Origin of the sequence: Sphingomonas sp. LaA6.9, assembly GCF_022601895.1 — a bacterium.
Lineage (GTDB): Bacteria > Pseudomonadota > Alphaproteobacteria > Sphingomonadales > Sphingomonadaceae > Sphingobium_A.
This window is the reverse complement of record NZ_JAKVIO010000038.1, coordinates 18,919-38,209: the sequence shown is the minus strand read 5'-3', so window position 1 is coordinate 38,209 and position 19,291 is coordinate 18,919. Positions and strand designations below refer to the sequence as shown.

The 19,291-nt window shown below is 64.8% G+C and carries 23 protein-coding genes; 15 read left to right on the top strand and 8 right to left on the bottom strand.

Annotated features, from left to right (window positions below; genetic code table 11):
• Together MKI88_RS16785 and MKI88_RS16780 are read right to left on the bottom strand one after the other, a co-directional pair.
• A partial coding sequence (locus MKI88_RS16785) for a hypothetical protein (RefSeq protein ID WP_241632681.1) occupies window positions 1–842 on the bottom strand: 842 nt, incomplete at its 3' end.
• A gap of 119 nt (window positions 843–961) precedes the next feature.
• Window positions 962–1,516: a (2Fe-2S)-binding protein gene (locus MKI88_RS16780; protein ID WP_241632679.1), complete on the bottom strand. Its 555-nt coding sequence runs from the start codon at window positions 1,514–1,516 to the stop codon at window positions 962–964.
• On the opposite strand from MKI88_RS16780, the gene MKI88_RS16775 reads away from it, so the two are divergent.
• From MKI88_RS16775 to MKI88_RS16755, 5 genes are all read left to right on the top strand, one after another.
• On the top strand, window positions 1,503–1,670 hold the full coding sequence (locus MKI88_RS16775; RefSeq protein WP_241632676.1) for a hypothetical protein: 168 nt from the start codon (window positions 1,503–1,505) through the stop codon (window positions 1,668–1,670). The genes MKI88_RS16780 and MKI88_RS16775 overlap by 14 nt on opposite strands.
• A gap of 419 nt (window positions 1,671–2,089) precedes the next feature.
• Window positions 2,090–4,165 carry a hypothetical protein gene (locus MKI88_RS16770; RefSeq protein ID WP_241632673.1) on the top strand — a complete coding sequence of 692 codons (2,076 nt, stop codon included), beginning with the start codon at window positions 2,090–2,092 and terminating at the stop codon, window positions 4,163–4,165.
• A gap of 98 nt (window positions 4,166–4,263) precedes the next feature.
• Entirely contained in the window at window positions 4,264–5,061 is a 798-nt protein-coding gene (locus MKI88_RS16765) for a class III extradiol ring-cleavage dioxygenase (RefSeq protein WP_241632669.1), read from the top strand.
• Between the two features lie 171 nt (window positions 5,062–5,232).
• On the top strand, window positions 5,233–5,439 hold the full coding sequence (rpsU, locus tag MKI88_RS16760; protein WP_119759866.1) for a 30S ribosomal protein S21: 207 nt from the start codon (window positions 5,233–5,235) through the stop codon (window positions 5,437–5,439).
• A 56-nt stretch (window positions 5,440–5,495) separates the two neighbouring features.
• On the top strand, window positions 5,496–6,083 hold the full coding sequence (locus MKI88_RS16755) for an FKBP-type peptidyl-prolyl cis-trans isomerase (RefSeq protein ID WP_241632667.1): 588 nt from the start codon (window positions 5,496–5,498) through the stop codon (window positions 6,081–6,083).
• A gap of 391 nt (window positions 6,084–6,474) precedes the next feature.
• Here MKI88_RS16755 and MKI88_RS16750 read toward each other — a convergent pair whose 3' ends face one another.
• The 5 genes from MKI88_RS16750 to pyrE are packed head-to-tail and all read right to left on the bottom strand — an operon-like array spanning window position 6,475 to window position 10,112.
• On the bottom strand, window positions 6,475–7,536 hold the full coding sequence (locus MKI88_RS16750; protein ID WP_241632665.1) for an AI-2E family transporter: 1,062 nt from the start codon (window positions 7,534–7,536) through the stop codon (window positions 6,475–6,477).
• 2 nt (window positions 7,537–7,538) lie between these two features.
• Window positions 7,539–8,396, bottom strand: coding sequence for a signal peptidase I (gene lepB, locus MKI88_RS16745; RefSeq protein WP_241632663.1), 858 nt, complete (start codon window positions 8,394–8,396; stop codon window positions 7,539–7,541).
• Window positions 8,393–8,809, bottom strand: a complete 417-nt coding sequence (acpS, locus tag MKI88_RS16740; RefSeq protein WP_241632660.1) for a holo-ACP synthase — start codon at window positions 8,807–8,809, stop codon at window positions 8,393–8,395. The genes lepB and acpS overlap by 4 nt, the downstream gene beginning before the upstream one ends.
• A complete protein-coding gene (locus tag MKI88_RS16735) occupies window positions 8,806–9,528 on the bottom strand; it encodes a pyridoxine 5'-phosphate synthase (RefSeq protein WP_241632658.1) in 723 nt (240 codons plus the stop codon). Before MKI88_RS16735 ends, acpS begins: the two co-directional genes overlap by 4 nt.
• Window positions 9,525–10,112: an orotate phosphoribosyltransferase gene (gene pyrE / locus MKI88_RS16730; protein WP_241632657.1), complete on the bottom strand. Its 588-nt coding sequence runs from the start codon at window positions 10,110–10,112 to the stop codon at window positions 9,525–9,527. The genes MKI88_RS16735 and pyrE overlap by 4 nt, the downstream gene beginning before the upstream one ends.
• A gap of 190 nt (window positions 10,113–10,302) precedes the next feature.
• Here pyrE and coxB point away from each other — a divergent pair, with 190 nt between their 5' ends.
• From coxB to MKI88_RS16685, 10 genes are all read left to right on the top strand, one after another.
• On the top strand, window positions 10,303–11,391 hold the full coding sequence (coxB, locus tag MKI88_RS16725) for a cytochrome c oxidase subunit II (RefSeq protein ID WP_241632655.1): 1,089 nt from the start codon (window positions 10,303–10,305) through the stop codon (window positions 11,389–11,391).
• Between the two features lie 4 nt (window positions 11,392–11,395).
• On the top strand, window positions 11,396–13,054 hold the full coding sequence (ctaD, locus tag MKI88_RS16720; protein ID WP_241632653.1) for a cytochrome c oxidase subunit I: 1,659 nt from the start codon (window positions 11,396–11,398) through the stop codon (window positions 13,052–13,054).
• Between the two features lie 53 nt (window positions 13,055–13,107).
• Window positions 13,108–14,025, top strand: a complete 918-nt coding sequence (locus MKI88_RS16715) for a heme o synthase (protein WP_241632651.1) — start codon at window positions 13,108–13,110, stop codon at window positions 14,023–14,025.
• Window positions 14,022–14,153: a hypothetical protein gene (locus MKI88_RS21430; protein WP_274378939.1), complete on the top strand. Its 132-nt coding sequence runs from the start codon at window positions 14,022–14,024 to the stop codon at window positions 14,151–14,153. Before MKI88_RS16715 ends, MKI88_RS21430 begins: the two co-directional genes overlap by 4 nt.
• Window positions 14,150–14,713 (top strand): cytochrome c oxidase assembly protein, encoded by a 564-nt coding sequence (locus MKI88_RS16710; RefSeq protein ID WP_241632650.1) that lies wholly within the window; start codon window positions 14,150–14,152, stop codon window positions 14,711–14,713. Before MKI88_RS21430 ends, MKI88_RS16710 begins: the two co-directional genes overlap by 4 nt.
• Before the next feature lie 52 nt (window positions 14,714–14,765).
• Complete coding sequence (locus tag MKI88_RS16705) at window positions 14,766–15,629, top strand: cytochrome c oxidase subunit 3 (protein WP_241632648.1); 864 nt, start codon at window positions 14,766–14,768, stop codon at window positions 15,627–15,629.
• 4 nt (window positions 15,630–15,633) lie between these two features.
• Window positions 15,634–15,999 (top strand): DUF983 domain-containing protein, encoded by a 366-nt coding sequence (locus MKI88_RS16700; protein ID WP_241632646.1) that lies wholly within the window; start codon window positions 15,634–15,636, stop codon window positions 15,997–15,999.
• Entirely contained in the window at window positions 15,996–16,595 is a 600-nt protein-coding gene (locus MKI88_RS16695; protein WP_241632644.1) for an SURF1 family protein, read from the top strand. Before MKI88_RS16700 ends, MKI88_RS16695 begins: the two co-directional genes overlap by 4 nt.
• 44 nt (window positions 16,596–16,639) lie before the next feature.
• Window positions 16,640–18,037 carry a threonine synthase gene (thrC, locus tag MKI88_RS16690; protein ID WP_241632643.1) on the top strand — a complete coding sequence of 466 codons (1,398 nt, stop codon included), beginning with the start codon at window positions 16,640–16,642 and terminating at the stop codon, window positions 18,035–18,037.
• 136 nt (window positions 18,038–18,173) lie between these two features.
• Window positions 18,174–19,052, top strand: coding sequence for a class I SAM-dependent methyltransferase (locus tag MKI88_RS16685; RefSeq protein ID WP_407073375.1), 879 nt, complete (start codon window positions 18,174–18,176; stop codon window positions 19,050–19,052).
• Here MKI88_RS16685 and MKI88_RS16680 read toward each other — a convergent pair.
• Window positions 19,021–19,239, bottom strand: coding sequence for a hypothetical protein (locus MKI88_RS16680; protein ID WP_241632640.1), 219 nt, complete (start codon window positions 19,237–19,239; stop codon window positions 19,021–19,023). The genes MKI88_RS16685 and MKI88_RS16680 overlap by 32 nt on opposite strands.
• Window positions 19,240–19,291 lie beyond the last annotated feature (52 nt).

Genomic DNA, 19,291 nt, shown 5'->3' with positions numbered 1-19,291 from the left:
TAATACCAGGGATCATCAAGCCAGTAGCCCGAACCCCAGAGCATCGAGTCGAGATAGACGCCCGTCGCAAAGCGGCGATAGCCATAATGCCAGCCATAGGGGGCGTAATAGCGTCCGGGCCGGTAGATATGCCGGTTATACTCGCGATAGCGACGCCAGTCGTAGCGCTTGTCGTTGCGCCAGCCATTATGGTCCCAGCGCCGCCCGTCGCGATCACGATCGTTCCAGCGGTTGCCGTCGTTATCCCAGCGCCGGTCATTGTCGTCGCGGTCCCAGCGGCGATTGCCGTCGCCATTCCAGTTGCGGTTGCCGTCGCGGTTCCAGTTCTGGCTGTTGCGGTCGCCGCGATCGCGGTCGTTGTCGTCGCGATTGCGATCGTCCCGGCGCCGCTGATTGCGATCGTTCCAGACAGGGCGCTGCTGTCCGGCCGACGGCGATACCGCCTGAACGGGTGGCGTTCTTACGGGCCGTGTCTGTTCCGGGCGGGTCAGCCGGGCGCCGCCGGTGCTCATGCGAGCCCGGCGATCGTTGTCGGCGCGCTGTTGAGGAGCATTGCGCCAGGTGCCGCTGCTCCGCGTACGATCGCCGACCACGGCATTCGCGTCGCGACGATTGTCGATGCGCGCCCGAGGCGCGTCGCCGCGGTTTTCGCGCCGCACTTCCGGTCGTTGCTCGCGCATTTGCTGGCGGGCTTGCGGCGCGCGGGTCTGCGGCGGCGTGCGCGAAGGTGCGGGCGTATCCGCAACCGGTTGCCGTTCACGAAAGCCGCCCTCGCCGCGCTGCGCCAGCGCCGGCGATGCGGCGGTGGCCGCGAGCAGCGCAAGCATAAGGTACCTTTTCATTTACACGTCACTCCGGGAACGGCGCCAATACCGCATGGTCCTACAATGCGATTGACGCCATGAGCCATTGCTGAACCGGGTTGAAAGCCGGTGGACAGATTCTCCGGATGCGGAGCGCGTCAACGCCGCTCTTTTGGCGCGGCGGGGCGCAGTGCGGGCACCGCGCGTGATGCGTCGGCGGGGGCAATGCCCGGCGGCGGCGCTGCGGCGATATTCTCTCCGCCCGCGGCAATACGCGCGGCGTGCCGGATGGCGCGGCGGATCCGGGGATAGGTGCCGCAGCGACAGATATTGGTCATCGCCGCGTCGATATCGGCATCGGTGGGATTGGGGTTCTTCTCGAGCAATACTGCCGCCGCCATGATCATGCCCGACTGGCAGAAGCCGCATTGCGGGACATTTTCGGCAGCCCATGCCTGCTGCACGGCATGGCTGCGATCGCGCGAGAGGCCCTCGATCGTGGTGACGAAGCTGCCCTCGATCTCCGCGATCGTCACACGGCAGCTGCGCCGCGCTTCGCCGTCGATATCGACGGTGCACGCCCCGCAATCGCCACGCCCACAGCCATATTTGGCGCCGGTGAGATTGGATGCGTCTCGCAGCGCCCACAGCAGCGGGGTTTCGGGATCCATCCGATAATGAACGGGCTGATTGTTGACGGTGAAGCGGGTCATCGACGCAACAGATAAATCAAATATTGCCCTGTGGGGAGTGGAATTGCGCAATGTTCGTGCGCCGGCGCCCACCGCCATCAAGAACAACCGCGAAGAAAATCAGTCGGTTGCAATGACAGGTCGCCGACGATTGCAAATGGTGCAAGTGAACTAAAGAATATCTTCACAACTACATGAATTAGAAATTGTTAGCAGCATATTTATGCCGTTGACGGCCGCGTAACGCAAATATAGCTACATCATCCACAATACCCAATCCAATAATACTTTCGCAGTATATCATCAACAAAATCACACAAAAACATGAAGTTGTCACATGGCTTCGATTCGAGCGTCAATCTTTAGTCATTCGTAAACAAGTCTTTGTAAAAACGTAGTGTTGAGCACCGGCGACGCGAGTCGCCGATAGTAATGGGGTCGCACGTGAATATCGGGTCGCAACTAAGGTCTGCCAAGGGCATGGCCGTCACAGCGCTGTGTGTCATTGCGCTGCTATTTCTGGCATTTAAGGCGGTCAGCGCCCAATCCATCGCGATTGGACAAGCCGTAACTCTGACAGCCAAATTCCGTGTCATGCAAAGCAATCTGACGACTGGCGTCGGGCTGCAGAATGCAGGCGCAACCGGCACGGTCATCGGCGGCCCCGTGAAGAAGGGGACGCAGATCTGGTGGCAGGTCGATTTCGCCTCGGGCGCTGACGGCTGGGTTTCCCAATCGCAGCTCCAGGTCACCGGCAGCACCACGCCTTCTCCGCCGCCCACAGTGACCGTGACGCTCGGCGCCACGCCCGCGTCAATCACCGCGGGTGGTTCGTCGACGCTGAGCTGGAGCGCATCGACGGGCGCGAGCAACTGCACCGCGAGCGGCGACGGCCAGTTCACCGGCGCCAAGGCGGCGAGCGGCTCGGTCGTGGTGAGGCCGGCGACGACCACGAGCTATCGGGTCGAATGCAGCTTCTCCGGCACGGTGCAGTCGTCGACGGCGACGGTGACGGTGGGGTCGACCTCGGGCGGCACCGGCGTGGCGGGCGCGTTCAGCAACCCCGATGACGGCGCGATCCCTGATCGTGCACAGCATCCCATCGCCTTCCCGACCGCAATCGGCTTCGGCAAGAACACCAGCGTGCGCGCCTCGAACGCGGTGGTCTACAAGATCAACTCGCTCGAGGACACGGCGAACCCCTCCGACGGCAAGATCACCTATCGCGAATGCGCGCTCGCGCTCCAGGTGACCACGCCCTACGCGATCCCTGCGGGCCGCCCGCGCTATTGCGTGTTCGACGTCTCGGGCGCGATCGAGATCCAGTCGGCCGCCTATATCAAGACGCCCAAGGTCTATATCGCGGGCCAGACCTCGCCGGGGGGCATCGAGTTCCGGCTTGGCGCCAACTACGATCCCGTCGATTCGCTGATCGACACGCGCAGCGGCGGCAACGACATGATCCTGCGGCATGTCCGCACGCGCACTGGGCCGCATGTCGGGCGCAGCTCGCTCAATGGCGATCCGATCCGCATGTCGGGGACCAACAACCAGATCCTCGACCATGTCTCGACGATGTTCGGCACCGACGAGAGCCTCGACATGGGCTGCACCAACTGCACCGTACAGTGGTCGGTCATCGGACCCAATCTGTGCCGCAACGCAGGGCATACCTCGTCGCTGCACTGCAAGACCTTCTTCCTCAAACCCGCCGCCAACATCACCATCGCGCACAATCTGTCGCAACATGGCGAGCAGCGCGGCCTCAACATCGCGGTGGGCACCGCGCCCGCGGCCGCAGGCACCGTCGGCCAGGCGGACATCATCAGCAACGTCTTCTACAATTTCTCGTCGGAGACGGGGCTGGTCTCCAACCAGTTCGGCAGCGTGTATGCCAATTATGTCGGCAACGTCGCGCTTCGCGGGCCGCGCTACAATCCCAGCGACGGCAACTATCTGATGGGTCTCTATACCCCCAGTGCCACGCTCAACTATGGCTTCAACATCTATGCCCGCGACAACGTGACCCCGCGCACGCGCGTTGCAGGACAGTTCGGGCAGAGCGTGAGTGATCCGTTCGTCCAGGCCGCGGGCTTCATGGCGCACATCGTCGCCTCGACGATCTGCGGGGTGACCCCGACAGGCGCCAAGGACTGCGCGCGCTCGGGGCTCCAGGTCGTCCAGAACCTCGGCTATGCGATCGCACCGGGCAGGTCGCTGAGCTTCGATCCCGCACGCGTCGTCGCCCCCGAACAGGCACTGCGCGCGGTGCTCGCCTATGCCGGCGCCGAGCGGTGCCGCGACGGCTCGTGCCGCGACAATGTCGATGCGCGCTATATCGACGATGTCCGTACCTGCGACAAATCGCCCTATCTGTTCGAGGCCGACTGGCCGGGCTCGCTCGCCGATCTCGGCGGCTGGGCGCAGCTCACCCCGGGCGCGGCCAAGGTCGACACCGACAATGACGGTATGCCCGACGACTGGGAAAAGCGCTTCAATAACACCAACCCCAACGTCTGGGATGCCAATGACGACAAGGACGGCGATGGATACCCCAATATCGAGGAGTATCTGAACGCGCTGGCCCAGGACGATGCCCGTTACAACGGCTTCGCCCAGTCCGCCCAGGGCTCCATCCCCGCCTATAACTGCAACCGGCCCATGTACTGAGCTTCGGCCGGAAGCGAACAGGGCAACGACGCGGGGGCGTGCACCGGCTGCACGCCCCCGCGCTTGTTTTGCGCGCATGACGTGCCGATATGAATGGCATGACCCAGCCCGTATTGTTCATTCCGCATGGCGGCGGACCCTGCTTCTTCCTCAACGAAAACGGCCCGACGGACCCGATGTGGCAGCCCATGGAGCGCTATCTCGCCGGGCTGATCGCCAGCCTGTCCGAGCGCCCGCGCGCGATCCTGCTGATCTCGGGGCATTGGGAAGAGCCTGACTTCACCGTCCACACCGGTGCGCGCCCCGACCTGCTTTTCGACTATCACGGCTTTCCCGAACATACCTATCGGCTGCGTTGGGACGCGCCGGGCGCGCCCGATGTCGCGCGACGCGCGGCCGCACTGCTGGAGGCCGCGGGCTTTGCGGTTACAGAGGAGCAGGCGCGCGGCTGGGACCACGGCGTCTTCATTCCGATGAAGGTGGCGCTGCCCGATGCCGACATACCGCTGGCGCAGCTCTCGCTGCGCGCCGATCTTGACGCTGCGGCGCATATCGCGGCCGGCAGGGCGCTGGCACCGCTGCGCGACGAAGGCGTGCTGATCATCGGTTCGGGGATGAGTTTCCACAATATGCGCGTCCGTGGCCCCGCCGCGACCGAGGGTGCGGATATCTTCGACGAAGCGCTGACCGAGGCCGTCACCGATTCCGATCCCGCCGCGCGCGCCGCCCGCGTCGCGGACTGGGCGAATCTGCCGCAGGCGCGCTTCGCACATCCGCGCGAGGAGCATCTGTTGCCGTTGATGGTGGCGCTGGGGGCGGGGGGCGATGGTGGTGCGACTCGCGACTTCACCGATCATGTGCTGGGCTGGAAGGTCTCGGCCTATCGCTTCGGCTAAGGCGAAACCGCGCAAAAGGCGCATTGTCGCTTGAAAATCCGCGGCTCCGCTGTTACTGGCCGCCCCACACGGCGCGGGAATCGTCCCGCGACGACCCGTTTTTATTGGCTTTCGTGCCGCGGCCAGCGAGTCGCTGCGGTGCGGGATCGAAGATTGGAGACTGACGGCTTTATGCAAATCCTCGTTCGCGACAACAACGTCGATCAGGCGCTGCGCGCGCTCAAGAAGAAGCTGCAGCGTGAAGGCGTGTATCGTGAGATGAAGCTGCGCCGTCACTATGAGAAGCCGTCGGAAAAGCGTGCACGCGAGCGTGCCGCTGCGATCCGTCGCGCGCGCAAGCTGGAGCGCAAGCGCATGGAGCGTGACGGCGCCCGGTAAATCCGGCGCTTTCCCCTACGCGTTTTCCTTCTCTCAAGACCTGAGGCTGCCTGTCCATGTCGGTGACCGCCGTTCCGCTTCGCCCGATCGCCAAGGGCTCGATCGCGAAACTCTGGATCGGCGTGGCGCTCGCCGTGAGCGTTGCCGCGGGCGGCGCTTATCTGGGCACCTCGGGCGCGGCGGTCGCCAATGCCGGCACGCCCGAGCAGTTCCTCGCATGGAACGCGAAGCAGGATGGTGTCATCACCACCGCCTCGGGGCTCCAGTACCAGGTGCTTGAAGAAGGCAAGGGCCCCAAGCCCACCGATGAGGACGTGGTGCTCGTCGGCTACAAGGGCACGCTGCGCGACGGCAAGGTCTTCGACGAGAATCCGCAGGCGAGCTTCCCCGTGGCGGGCGTCGTGCCGGGCTTTTCCGAAGGACTGAAACAGATGTCGCGCGGCGGCAAGTACAAGCTGTGGATCCCGCCGCAGCTCGGTTATGGCGAAAACTCGCCCGCTGAGGTCATCCCGGCCAATTCGGTGCTGATCTTCGAGGTCGACCTGCTCGATTTCAAGTCGATGGCCGAGATCCAGACCGAGATGCAGCGGCTTCAGGCGCAGGGCGCGCTGCCGCCGCAGGGCATGCCCCCGGGCGGCCAGTAAGCGCGGGTTCAGGAAACCAAAGGGCCGGTGCGAAAGCGCCGGCCTTTTTCTTTGGCGACTCCCAAATTCAGGCCGCCAACCATGTCTGGTTTCAAGCACTGCATTCAGGGATCAGCGCGACCAATTTGTAGTGGGGGCCATCGTTTCAGATCCTCCCCAAGCTCGCTTGGGGAGGGGGACCATGCGAAGCATGGTGGAGGGGCAAGCAGCGGCACCGAGCGTGTCTCTCCGGCAGCTCCACCGCGCTACGCGCGGTCCCCCTCCCGAGACAAGCTTGGGGAGGATCTTATGTCAGCAATCCGGCGTGTCCGGACCGGCCACTGCCGACAAGCAGCTTCTGCCATCAGTCATTGAGCGCCCTCGGCTCGGACGGCTGAGCTCGTCCGCCTGGCTAGGCCGGCGCCTCATCCACGCCGCGCTCCGAACGGCGCTCGAGCGCGACCTTGATCATCGCTACCATCGGATCGGCGAGTGCAAGGCCATAGATGCCGAACAGCGTGCCGAACAGGATCTGCGTGCCCAGCGTCAGCGCAGGCGGCATGTCGACGGTCTTCTTGGCAACCAGCGGGATCAGCACATAGCCGTCGAAGGTCTGGACGACGAAATAGACGATGATCGCCGCCAGGCCTGTCTCGATCCCCGCGCTGAAGCCGACCGCGACCATCAATACGCCGCTGATGAAGGCGCCGATATTGGGGATGAAGGCGAGCACACCCGTCAGAATGCCGAGAATCAGCGCCATCGGCACGCCCGCTATGCTCAGAGCGATCCAGGTGAGCAAGCCCTCGAAGAACATGCCGAACAGTCGTCCCGCCATCAGCCGCCGCATCGTATGGGCCATGCGGTCGAGCGTGATCTTGGCCTCGCCGCGCTTGTCCGCGGGAAGCAGCCACTGGAAGCCGCGCTCGTAGATACGCGGCTCCATGGCGAGGAACAGTCCGATCACCGCGATCATGAACAGGCTGGTGAGCGCTCCGAAAGCCGAGCCGAGAAAGCTCGTCAGCCGGCCGATCGAGCCGAATGCCTCGCGCGCAAGGCTCTTCACGTCCTCGGTACCCGGCATCAGCCCGGTATGGGTCAGCCATTCCAGCAGGCGGTCGCCCTGCACGGTGATGGTCTCGCGGAGCTGGCCTGCCTGTTGCGCTATCTCGACCCCGGTCATGTAGAGCGTGCCGAACAGGAAGATGACCGCCGCCACCACGACGATCAGCAACCGCCAGCCCCGGCCGATCGGCAATACTCGGCCGAGCAGGCGCGTGCCCCCGTCGAGGATCACGGCGAAGATCACGCCGCCCAGGATCAGGAGCAGCGGCTGGATCAGCACCACGACGAGCGCAAAGGCGCCCGCCATCGAGAACCAGATGAAGGCACGCTTGATCTCGGCGCGTACGGCAGGATCATGGACCTCGCTTGGCCCGGGTGCTGTGACCGTGCGTCCCTCCCTATGCGGCATGCCTATTCGGCCTCCTGCGGATGCAGGCTGGTGAAGGCGCGCCCGCCGCGCATGGCGGTGAACCAGCTGATGGGGTTCCACCATTTGGCCGAGCCGTCGAGCGAGAAGGTGATGAACTCGGCGCGCCCGCCGATATTCTCCCAAGGCACCGGCCCACCCAAGCCCAGACCTGCCACGGGGAAGCGACTGTCGGCCGAATGATCGCGATTGTCGCCCATCACGAAGACATGATTTTCGGGAATCGTCGTCGCGGGAAAATCGTCACCGATCGAATAGCCCGTGTCGAGGACGGTATAGGTACGCCCATCGGGCAGCGTCTCGCGAAACGCGGGCAGCTCGCACCAGGCACTGCCGTCGGGGCCGCTGCGCAGCGCACCGGGATATTCGTCGCCGCTGCACGGCATGTTGGCATCGACCGGGATGCGCGCATTGCCCGCTGGCGTCCGCCGGATCGGCACGCCGTTGAGGATGACAATGCCGTTCCTGACCTCCAGCCGATCGCCGGGCAGGCCGATAACGCGCTTGATATAGTCGGTGCGTATTCCGGGAGGGCTGACGATCACGACGTCGCCGCGCTCGGGCAGCTTGCCGAACAACCGGCCTGGAAATTGCGGCAATATATGGAAGCTCGCCGAAACGAATGACCAGCCATAGGGATATTTGGAGACCACGAGCCGGTCTCCGGTCAGCAACGCGGGCACCATCGATTCGGAAGGGATATAGAAGGGTTTGGCGATCAGGCTGTGGAAGCCGAGCACCGCGAGGACCAGCCAGATGATCGCGCGCAGTTCGGCCCACCAGTCGGTGCCCTTTTTGGCAGCATCGTCGGCCGTTCCGGTCGTCTCTGCGGGTTCGTTCACGCGCTTTCCTCCCCGATCGGCAGCGCCTCGAGAATCACGAAGGCCTGCGCCCAGGGATGATCGTCGGTCAGCGTCAGATGCACCGTCACTGCGTGGCCGCTTGGCGTCAGCGCGTCAAGCCGTGCCTTGGCGCCGCCGGTCAGCGCGAGCGTCGGCGCACCTGAAGGGGCGTTGACCACGCCGATGTCCTTCATGAAAACGCCGCGCTTGAAGCCGGTGCCCACCGCCTTTGAAAAGGCCTCCTTGGCCGCGAACCGCTTGGCATAGGTGCCTGCGCGCGTGAACGGACGGCGCTCGGCCTTTGCGCGTTCGACATCGGTGAACACGCGCTGGATGAAGCGCTCGCCGAAACGGTCGAGCGAATTCTGGATGCGCTCGATGTTGCACAGGTCGGAACCCATGCCGATGATCATCGCGCCAGATCCATGAGTTCGCGCATTCTGGCGACGCTCTTGTCGAGCCCGGTGAAGATCGCCTCGCCGATCAGGAAATGTCCGATGTTGAGTTCGGCGATCTGCGGGATCGCGGCGACGGGAGAGACATTGTCGAAGGTCAGGCCATGGCCGGCATGCGGTTCGATCCCGTTCTTCGCCGCGAGCGCTGCCGCATCGGCGATCCGGCGCAGCTCCTCGCTGCGTTCGGCCCCATCGAGGTGCGCGTAGCGGCCGGTGTGGAATTCGACGACGGGCGCCTTCAGGCGGATCGCGGCCTCGATCTGCGCGGGGTCGGGTTCGATGAACAGGCTGACGCGGATCCCCGCATCGTTCAGCCGCGCGACGAAGGGCGCGAGATGAGCGAGCTGCCCCGCTGCATCGAGCCCGCCTTCGGTGGTGCGCTCCTCGCGCTTTTCGGGGACGATGCATGCCGCATGGGGCCGGTGCCGCAGCGCGATCGCGAGCATCTCCTCGGTCGCCGCCATTTCGAGGTTGAGCGGCACCGACAGCGCATCCATCAGCAGTGCGATATCGGCATCGGTGATGTGCCTGCGATCCTCGCGCAGATGCGCGGTGATGCCGTCGGCGCCCGCGCGCGCGGCGATCAGCGCGGCATTGACCGGATCGGGATGCGAGCCACCGCGCGCATTACGAATCGTCGCGACGTGATCGATATTGACCCCGAGACGCAGCTTCATGCGGCTTCCTTGCGGCTGCCCGGCTTGGTCGCGGGGATGGCCGCGAGCTCGGGCGGGAGCGCGTCGGGCGCATAGCTTGGCACATCGAGCGCGATCAGCGGGAAGAAGGGGACATCGAACTGCGCCTGACCGTTCGAGCGGTCGACGAGCGCCGCAGCCGCGATCACCTCGCCGCCCGCCGCGGCGATCGCCTTCATCGCCTCGCGCGAGGAAAGGCCGGTGGTGACTACATCCTCCATCATCAGCACTTTCTGCCCCGGCTTGAGCCGGAAGCCGCGGCGCAGTTCGAAAACGCCCTCGGGCCTTTCGAGGAAGATGGCCTCGACTCCGAGCGCGCGGCCCATTTCGTGGCCCGCGATCACGCCGCCCATGGCCGGAGAAACGACGATCTCGATGCTCGACCGGATATCGCGCGGCATGCGTGCAACGAGCGACGAGGCAAGCCTTGCGCCGCGCATCGGGTCCATCAACACGCGCGCGCATTGGAGGTAGCGGGGGCTCCTCAGTCCCGAGGAGAGGATGAAATGGCCTTCGAGCAGAGCGTCAGCCGCCCGGAATTCCGCCAAAATTTCCTCATCCGTCATCGCATCGGCTCCAGCATTCCCTGTCGTCGCGCCTTATAGCTTTTCATATGTGGCCGACAACTGCTTCAAATTATCGTCACAGATGCTTGAGGCATCCGACAACCGTGCCTATAAGCCGCCCCAAATTGACCGGGCACGAGGGGGAATCGTCGTGTCCGGTCATTTCCAAGAGGGTGAGATCGAGACGCTTATGAATATCTTCAAGACCGCGTTTCTTGCGTTGAGCCTCGCCGCGGCGCCGTCCGCGGCGCTGGCGCAGGAAGCGGCCCCGACGGCGCCTACCGAGGCGGCCGCAGCCCCAGCTGCAACCGAGACCGCCGCGAATGCGGTCGAGGCAGCGCCGGCATTCCCCGCCGCCAAGCCCGTTGCGGGAATCGGTCAGCCGGTCGACGGTGCGATCGGTATCCAGCCGCAGGTCACCAAGATCGGTGAGGAAGCGCTGTGGATGCACGACTGGGTGCTGATGCCCGTCATGGTCGGCATCTCGATCCTCGTCCTGTTCCTTCTGTTCTGGGTGGCAGCGCGTTACCGCGCCAAGGCGAACCCCGTTGCGTCCAAGACCTCGCACCACACGCTGATCGAGGTGATCTGGACGCTGGTTCCGGTGCTCATCCTCGTCGGCATCGCGATTCCCTCGATCAGCCTACTCGCCAAGCAGTTCAAGCCTGCCCCTGAGGGAGCGGTGACGCTGAAGGCGATCGGCAACCAGTGGAACTGGTCGTACGAATATCCCGATCACGGCATCGAGTTTACCGCCAACATGCTGACTGACGAGCAGGCCAAGGCCGCCGGCGAGCCCCGTCTGCTTGGCGTCGACAACCGCGTCGTCCTGCCCGTCGGCCAGCCGATCAAGCTGCTCACCACCGCTTCGGACGTGATCCACAGCTGGGCGATGCCCGCGTTCTGGATCAAGCTCGACGCCGTTCCCGGCCGCACCAACGAGACCAGCTTCATCATCGAAAAGCCCGGCGTCTATTACGGCCAGTGCTCGGAACTGTGCGGCGACCGCCACGCCTTCATGCCGATCGCTGTCGAGGCGGTGTCGCCCGAACAGTTCCAGGCCTGGGTGAAGTCGAAGGGCGGCAAGATGCCCGCCGAAAAGGCCGCCGAGGAAGCGGCCGCAAAGGCTGCGGCCGACGCCGCCAATGCTGCGAACGCCGCCAATGCCGCTGCAGCGGCGAATGCGACGAACGCCGCGGCGCCCGCCAACGCCACCGAAGCGGCCGCCGAGCCTGCCGCCAACGCCACCAACGCGGCCGCGGCCGCCACCGGAAACTGAGATCATGACCGATATCGCAGCAACTCCGTCCGAATTTCAGGCCGCGCACGCGCACGACCATCATGATGCGGACCACAAGCCGGCGTTCTTCGCGCGCTGGTTCATGTCGACCAACCACAAGGACATCGGCACGCTCTACCTGATCTTCGCGATTGTCGCGGGGATCATCGGCGGCGCGATCTCTGGCCTGATGCGCTGGGAGCTCGCCGAGCCGGGCATCCAGCATCTCGAGGCCTGGGCCGCGATTCAGGGTGGCGACGCGCTTCACCTGTGGAACGCGCTCATCACCGCGCACGGCCTGATCATGGTCTTCTTCATGGTGATGCCCGCGATGATCGGCGGCTTCGGCAACTGGTTCGTCCCGATCATGATCGGTGCGCCCGACATGGCCTTTCCGCGGATGAACAACATCTCGTTCTGGCTGCTCATCCCCGCCTTCACGCTGCTGCTCGGCTCGGCCTTCGTTTCGGGCGGCACCGGTGCGGGTTCGGGCACGGGCTGGACGGTCTATGCACCGCTCTCCACCTCGGGCAGCCCCGGCGCCGCGACCGACATGGCGATCCTCGCACTCCACCTTGCGGGCGCTTCGTCGATCCTCGGCGCGATCAACTTCATCACCACCATCTTCAACATGCGCGCACCGGGCATGACGCTCCACAAGATGCCGCTGTTCGTATGGTCGGTGCTGATCACCGCCTTCCTGCTGCTGCTCGCGCTTCCCGTGCTGGCCGCGGCGATCACGATGCTGCTCACCGATCGTAACTTCGGCACCGCCTTTTTCGATCCCGCGGGCGGCGGCGATCCGATCCTGTACCAGCACCTGTTCTGGTTCTTCGGCCACCCCGAAGTGTACATCATGATCCTGCCGGGCTTCGGCATCGTCAGCCAGATCATCTCGACCTTCTCGAAAAAGCCCGTCTTCGGCTATCTCGGCATGGCCTATGCCATGGTCGCGATCGGCGTCGTCGGCTTCGTCGTGTGGGCGCACCACATGTTCACGATCGGCATGGACGTGAACACCAAGATGTACTTCACCGCTGCGACGATGGTCATCGCGGTTCCCACCGGCATCAAGATCTTCTCGTGGATCGCGACGATGTGGGGCGGCTCGCTGACCTTCAAGACCCCGATGATGTGGTCGCTCGGCTTCATCTTCATGTTCACCGTCGGCGGCGTCACGGGCGTTCTGCTCGCGAACGGCGGCATCGACAACTATATGCACGACACATATTATGTCGTCGCGCACTTCCACTATGTGCTCTCGCTGGGCGCCGTGTTCGGCCTGTTCGCCGGGTTCTACTACTGGTTCGCCAAGATGTGGGGCAAGCACTACAACGAGTTCCTCGGCCAGCTGCACTTCTGGGTGTTCTTCATCGGCGTGAACGTACTGTTCTTCCCGATGCACTTCCTGGGCCTGCAGGGCATGCCGCGCCGCTATCCCGATTATCCCGATGGCTTCGCCTACTGGAACGAGGTCGCGTCCTGGGGCTATGTGCTGATGGCCGCTGGCATGGCGATCTTCTTCATCAACGTGATCATCTCGCTGATCGCGGGCAAGAAGGCCGAAGGCAATTACTGGGGTGAAGGCGCGACCACGCTCGAGTGGACGCTGTCGAGCCCGCCGCCCTTCCACCAGTTCGAGACCCTGCCCAAGGTCGACTGAACGCACTTCGCGCCGGGGCTTCAAAACCCCGGCGCAAATGGTTTTGAAACGTGATGGCTAGCAAGGCCCTGGATACGCACGCGACCCCGACGACCGCTGACTGGCGGGATTTCCTCGCGCTCACCAAACCGCGCGTGATGTCGCTTGTCGTCTTCACCGGACTGTGCGGCTTGCTCGTCGCGCCGCAGCACATCCACCCCGTCCTCGGTTTCACCGCGATCCTGTGCATCGCGCTTGGCGCGGGCGCGGCGGGCGCGCTGAACCAGTGGTATGAGGCAGATGTCGACGCCAAGATGAAGCGGACGGCCAACCGCCCGCTTCCCGCAGGGCGCATGGATCGTCAGTCGGCGCTCCATTTCGGCGTCGGCCTGTCCTTCTTCTCGGTGATCCTGATGGGGATCGCGACCAACTGGCTCGCGGCCGCGATCCTGGCCGCGTCGATCCTGTTCTACGTCATCGTCTACACGGTCTGGCTCAAGCCGCGTACGCCGCAGAACATCGTCATCGGGGGCGCTGCGGGCGCCTTTCCGCCGCTGATCGGCTGGGCGGCGGTGACAGGGGATGTCGCGACGCTGCCGCTGCTGCTCTTTGCGCTCGTCTTTCTGTGGACTCCCCCGCATTTCTGGGCGCTCGCGCTGTTCGTGAAGACCGATTATGCGGCTGCGGGCATTCCGATGCTCCCCGTCGTGTCGGGCGAGCGCACGACGCGGCACCAGATCCTGATCTACAGCCTGCCCATGGCCGCGGCGGCGGTTGCGCCCTGGGCGCTCGGGCTGTCGGGTGCCATCTACGGCGTGTCCGCGGTGGTGCTGACCGCGATCTTCCTCGTCATGGCCGCGCAGATCGCGTTCCGCACCTCGGGCGAGGGCGATGCGATGCGTCCCGAAAAGCGGCTGTTCGGCTTCTCGATCCTTTATCTTTTCCTCCTGTTCGGCGCGCTCGTCGCCGACAAGCTGGTGTTGGCCGCATGACCCCCGAAGAACTCGAACAGATCCGTGCGCGTCAGCGCTCGCGCGCGCTGGTCATGGCGCTGATCCTCGGCGGTCTCGTCATTCTCTTCTACGCGATCTCGATCGCCAAGATGGCGATTGCGGGATGACCGCGCCCGCGATCGACCATGATGCGGCCGAGCGCGGCAAGCGTCGCACCGCCATTTCGATGGCCATGGTCGTCGTGGGCATGGTGTGTCTCGGCTATGCGGCGGTCCCGCTCTACGACATGTTCTGCCGCGTGACGGGATTTGGCGGCACGACGATGCGCGCCGATGCCGCGCCGGGCGCGGTTGCGGGCAAGACGATGTCGATTCGCTTCGACGCGAATCGTGAGCCCGGGCTGCCCTGGGAGTTCCGGCCCGAACGCCACAAGGAGACCGTGACGCTCGGCGCGCAGGACATGGCATTCTATGTTGCCAAGAACCTGTCGGACAAGCCGATCAAGGGCATTGCGAGCTACAATGTCAGCCCGATGCAGGCGGGCAAATATTTCAGCAAGATCGAATGCTTCTGCTTCACCGAACAGACGCTCGAGCCGGGGCAAGAGGTTCGCATGCCCGTGATCTTCTTCGTTGATCCCAAGATCCTCGACGACCCCGATGCGAATGACATCAAGGAAATCACATTGTCCTACACCTTCCATCCCGTGAAGCCCGATAAGGGTTGAGATTTCCGGGATTGAAGCTAGGGACACGCTAACGACGTCAAGGGACAGGGAAATGGCTGGAGCCAAGAATCACGAATATCATATCCTGCCGCCGAGCATCTGGCCGTTCTTCGGCAGCATGTCGGCGCTCGTCATGGCGGGCGGTGGCATCATGTGGATGCACGAGGCGATGTATGGCAGCCTGATCTTCGGTCTTGGTCTGCTCGGCGTTCTCTTCACCATGTATTCGTGGTGGGCCGACGTCATCAACGAGGCGCATGCGGGCGATCACACGCCCGTCGTGCAGCTCCACCTGCGCTACGGCATGATCCTGTTCATCGCCTCCGAGGTGATGTTCTTCGTCGGCTGGTTCTGGGCCTGGTTCGATTTCTCGCTCTTCCCCGCGCCGCTCCAGGTGGTCGACGGCGTTGTCGAGCGCGTGACCGATCCCGCGATCGCCGCCACGCTGATGCAATGGCCCCCCAAGGGCATGGAAGTGCTCAACGCTTTCGAGCTGCCGCTGCTCAACACGCTGATCCTGCTCTGCTCGGGCACGACCTGCACCTGGGCGCACCACTCGCTGATCCACGGCAACCGCGAGGGGCTGAAGCTCGGCCTGTGGCTGACGATCGCGCTCGGCGTGCTGTTCACCTGCGTGCAGGTCTATGAATACATGCACGCCCCGTTCCCCTTTGCCGGGCTGAACTATGGCGCGGCCTTCTTCATGGCGACGGGCTTCCATGGGTTCCACGTGCTCATCGGTACGATCTTCCTGATCGTCTGCCTCGTCCGCGCCTATAAGGGCCACTTCACGCCCAAGCAGCATTTCGGCTTCGAAGCGGCGGTCTGGTACTGGCACTTCGTCGACGTCGTGTGGCTGTTCCTCTTCGTCTCGATCTATGTCTGGGGCGGCTGGGGCGCGCCGGTTCACGGCTGATAACATGAGCGATAGGGCCCCCGGGACCGCGCAGGTCGCGCTCGGGGGTCTTTGCCCGCGCTGCGGCGCGAGGACGCTGTTTGACGGCATGATCCGTTTCGCGCCCCGATGCGGTGCCTGTGGCCTCGACTATGGCCAGTTCAACGTGGGTGATGGTCCTGCGGCCTTCCTCATCCTCATCGTGGGGGCGCTTGTCACGATCGGCGCGGTCACCGTCCAGCTCGCTTTCGAGCCGCCCTTCTGGGTCCACATTCTGCTCTGGGTGCCGCTGACCGCGGCGCTCGTTATCGGCCTGCTGCGCATCGCCAAGGCCGCGCTGCTCCAGCTTGAATACAGGAACCGCGCGCGCGAGGGGCGACTGGTCCCGTGAAGCGCTGGCCGCTCATCCCCACCATCTTCGTCGCCGGTGCGATGCTCGTGATGATCGGGCTCGGAATCTGGCAGTTGCGGCGCATGGATGAAAAGAACGCGCTGCTCGCGGAATATGCCGCCGCCGCGACCAAACCCCCGATCGCATGGCCAGCGGTGCCGGTGAAGCACGACGCGCCGCTGTTTCGCCGCGCCACGGGCTTCTGCACCGAGGTGACCGGCTGGAGCGCAAGTGCGGGCCGCAATGCGAAGGGTGAGGCTGGCTGGGCGCATATCGCCGCGTGCCGCACGGGTGGCGCGGAAGGGCCGGGCATGCAGGTCGACATGGGCTGGTCGCGCGACGCGGCGAATCCCGCATGGACGGGTGGCGAGGTGACGGGCATCGTCGCACCCGACACGCGGCACATCATCCGCCTCATCTCGCAGACACCGGCGCCGGGGCTGGAGCCGAGCCAGCCCCCGGCAATGGACGACATCCCAAACAACCACCTCGCCTATGCGGTGCAGTGGTTCTTCTTCGCGGCGGTCGCGGGCGTCATCTATGCGCTGGCGCTTCGCCGCCGGAAACAAGCACCGGGCGCCGACGCGCAAAGATAAGCTTGGTTGCGCGCGCGCGGCCGCGCGGCTAATCCCCCGCCATCATGCGCTATATCAGCACCAGGGGGAGCGCACCGGCGCTCGATTTCGAGAATGTCACGCTGACCGGGCTGGCCGCCGATGGCGGCCTCTACCTGCCAGAAGCGTGGCCTGTCTTCGCGCGCGACGAGATCGCGGCGCTCGCGGGGCTGTCCTATGTCGAGACCGCTGTGCGCGTCATGAAGCCCTTTGTGGGCGACGCGCTCGACGAGGAGGCGCTGCGCCACCTCTGCACGCAGGCCTATGGCCGCTTCGACCATGATGCGGTGACGCCGCTCGTCCAGCTCGATCATCAACACTGGCTGCTCGAGCTCTTCCACGGCCCGACGCTCGCGTTCAAGGATGTCGCGCTCCAGCTGCTGGGCCTGCTCTTCGAGCGCTTCCTGTCGCAGCGCGACACGCACATCACGATCGTCGGTGCGACGTCGGGCGACACCGGCTCGGCGGCGATCGACGCGGTTGCGGGTCGCGCCAAGGTCGACATCTTCATGCTCCACCCCGAGGGCCGCGTCTCCGACGTCCAGCGTCGGCAGATGACGACGGTGCTCGCGCCCAATGTCCACAATATCGCGATCAAGGGCAGCTTCGACGACGCGCAGGCGATGGTGAAGGCGATGTTCGCCGATGCCGACTTCGCGGGGCGCTTCCAGCTTTCGGCGGTCAACTCGATCAACTGGGCGCGGCTAATGGCGCAGATCGTCTATTATTTCTACGCCGCCGCCCGCCTCGGCGCGCCCGACCGTAAAGTCGCCTTCGCGGTGCCGACGGGCAATTTCGGCGATGTGTTCGCGGGTTATGTCGCCGAACGCATGGGTCTGCCGATCGAGCGGCTGATCGTCGCGACCAATGTCAACGACATCCTCCATCGCGCACTGTCCTCGGGCGACTATTCGGCGGGGCAGGTCGTCCCCACCGCGACGCCCTCGATGGACATTCAGGTCAGCTCGAATTTCGAGCGGCTGCTGTTCGATCTCGGCGGTCGCGACGGTGTGGCCATGGCCGAAGCAATGCGCAACTTCGACGCCACTCGCGCGCTCCAGCTCACCAACGCGCAGCGCGAGGGCGCGGCTCGGCTGTTTTCCAGCGCACGGATCGACGCCGAGGCGATGGGGCATGCGATGCGCTGGGCGCATGATCGTGCGGGGCAGATCATCGATCCGCACAGCGCGGTTGGCCTCGCCGCCGCGCGCGCGAGCGACGTCATCGAAACACCCGTGGTCACGCTCGCCACCGCGCATCCGGCGAAGTTCCGCGACGCGGTCGAGCGCGCGACGGGTGTCCGCCCCCCACTTCCCTCGCGCATCGCCAATCTGTTCGAGCGCGAGGAGCGCTATGACGTGCTTCCCGCGACCTTTGCCGACGTGACCGGCTATATCGCCGAGCGCGCCACGCCGCGGGCATGACCATTCCCTAATCCGCTCATCCTGAGTAGGGACTGAGCGGGGGCGAAGGCCCGTATCGAAGGACGCACCGAGCCCGATCCTTCGAGACGCCGTTTCGGCAAGCTCAACGGCTCCTCAGGATGAGCGGAAAAGCGTGATTGTTGATCCCCAGCTTCAAACCCTTATCGGCGAGCCCTGGCCCGATTACGGGCTCGTCGATTCGGGACATGGGCGCAAGCTCGAGCGCTATGGCCGATTTCGCTTCATCCGGCCCGAGCCGCAGGCGATGTGGGCACCGGCCTCCGACGACTGGGACGCCGATGCCGAATTCGTGCCGGGTTCGGACGAAGAGGGCGGCGGGCGCTGGGAATATTATCGGCCCGTGCCGCGTGAGGGCTGGCCGCTTGGCTGGGACGACGTTCGCTTCTCCGCCAATTGCACGCCGTTTCGCCATCTCGGCTTCTTTCCCGACATGGCGCCCGTGTGGAACTGGATGCGCGAGCGCGTCGACGGCATGACCGCGCCCTCGGTGATGAACCTGTTCGGCTATACCGGCGTCGGCACGCTGGCGATGGCGGCAAAGGGCGCCTCGATGGTGCATGTCGATGCCTCGAAGAAGTCGGTCGAGGCGGCGCGGCAGAACGCAGTGCTGTCGGGACTCGCCGAAAAGCCCGTGCGCTGGATCATCGACGATGCCGCCAAGTTCACCGCGCGCGAGGTGCGGCGCGGACGGCGCTATGACGGCATATTGCTCGACCCGCCCAAATATGGCCGCGGGCCCGAGGGAGAGATTTGGAAGCTGGAGGAGGGGCTGCCCGGCCTGATCTCCGACTGCCGCCAGTTGCTCGACGAGAACAGCCGCTTCTGCTTCCTGACTGTCTATGCGGTGCGCATGTCGGCACTCGCGATCGGCGAGCTGATGCGCCAGGCGATGGGTGACCTGCCGGGTACGGTAGAGGCGGGTGAACTCGCTGTGCGCGAGGAAGCGCGTGGCCTGTTGCTGCCTACCGCAATTTTTGCGCGCTGGAGCCGCTGACCCCCATCGCCCCATCGCGTTCGCGGCGTCGCTGTCGCGCGGCGCTGTAGGCGACCCAGCAGCCCGAGGCGAGGACGACGAACATCACGCCGAGTCCTTCGCCGACCTGAGCCAGTGAAAAGGCAATGAATGCCATTGCCGCCGCAATCAGCAGCGCCGTTCCGATGCACATCCAGCTTCCGGTCATGGCGCGTTCTCCTCGAATGCTGATTTTCACGCAGCGTGCCTCAAGGGGGACC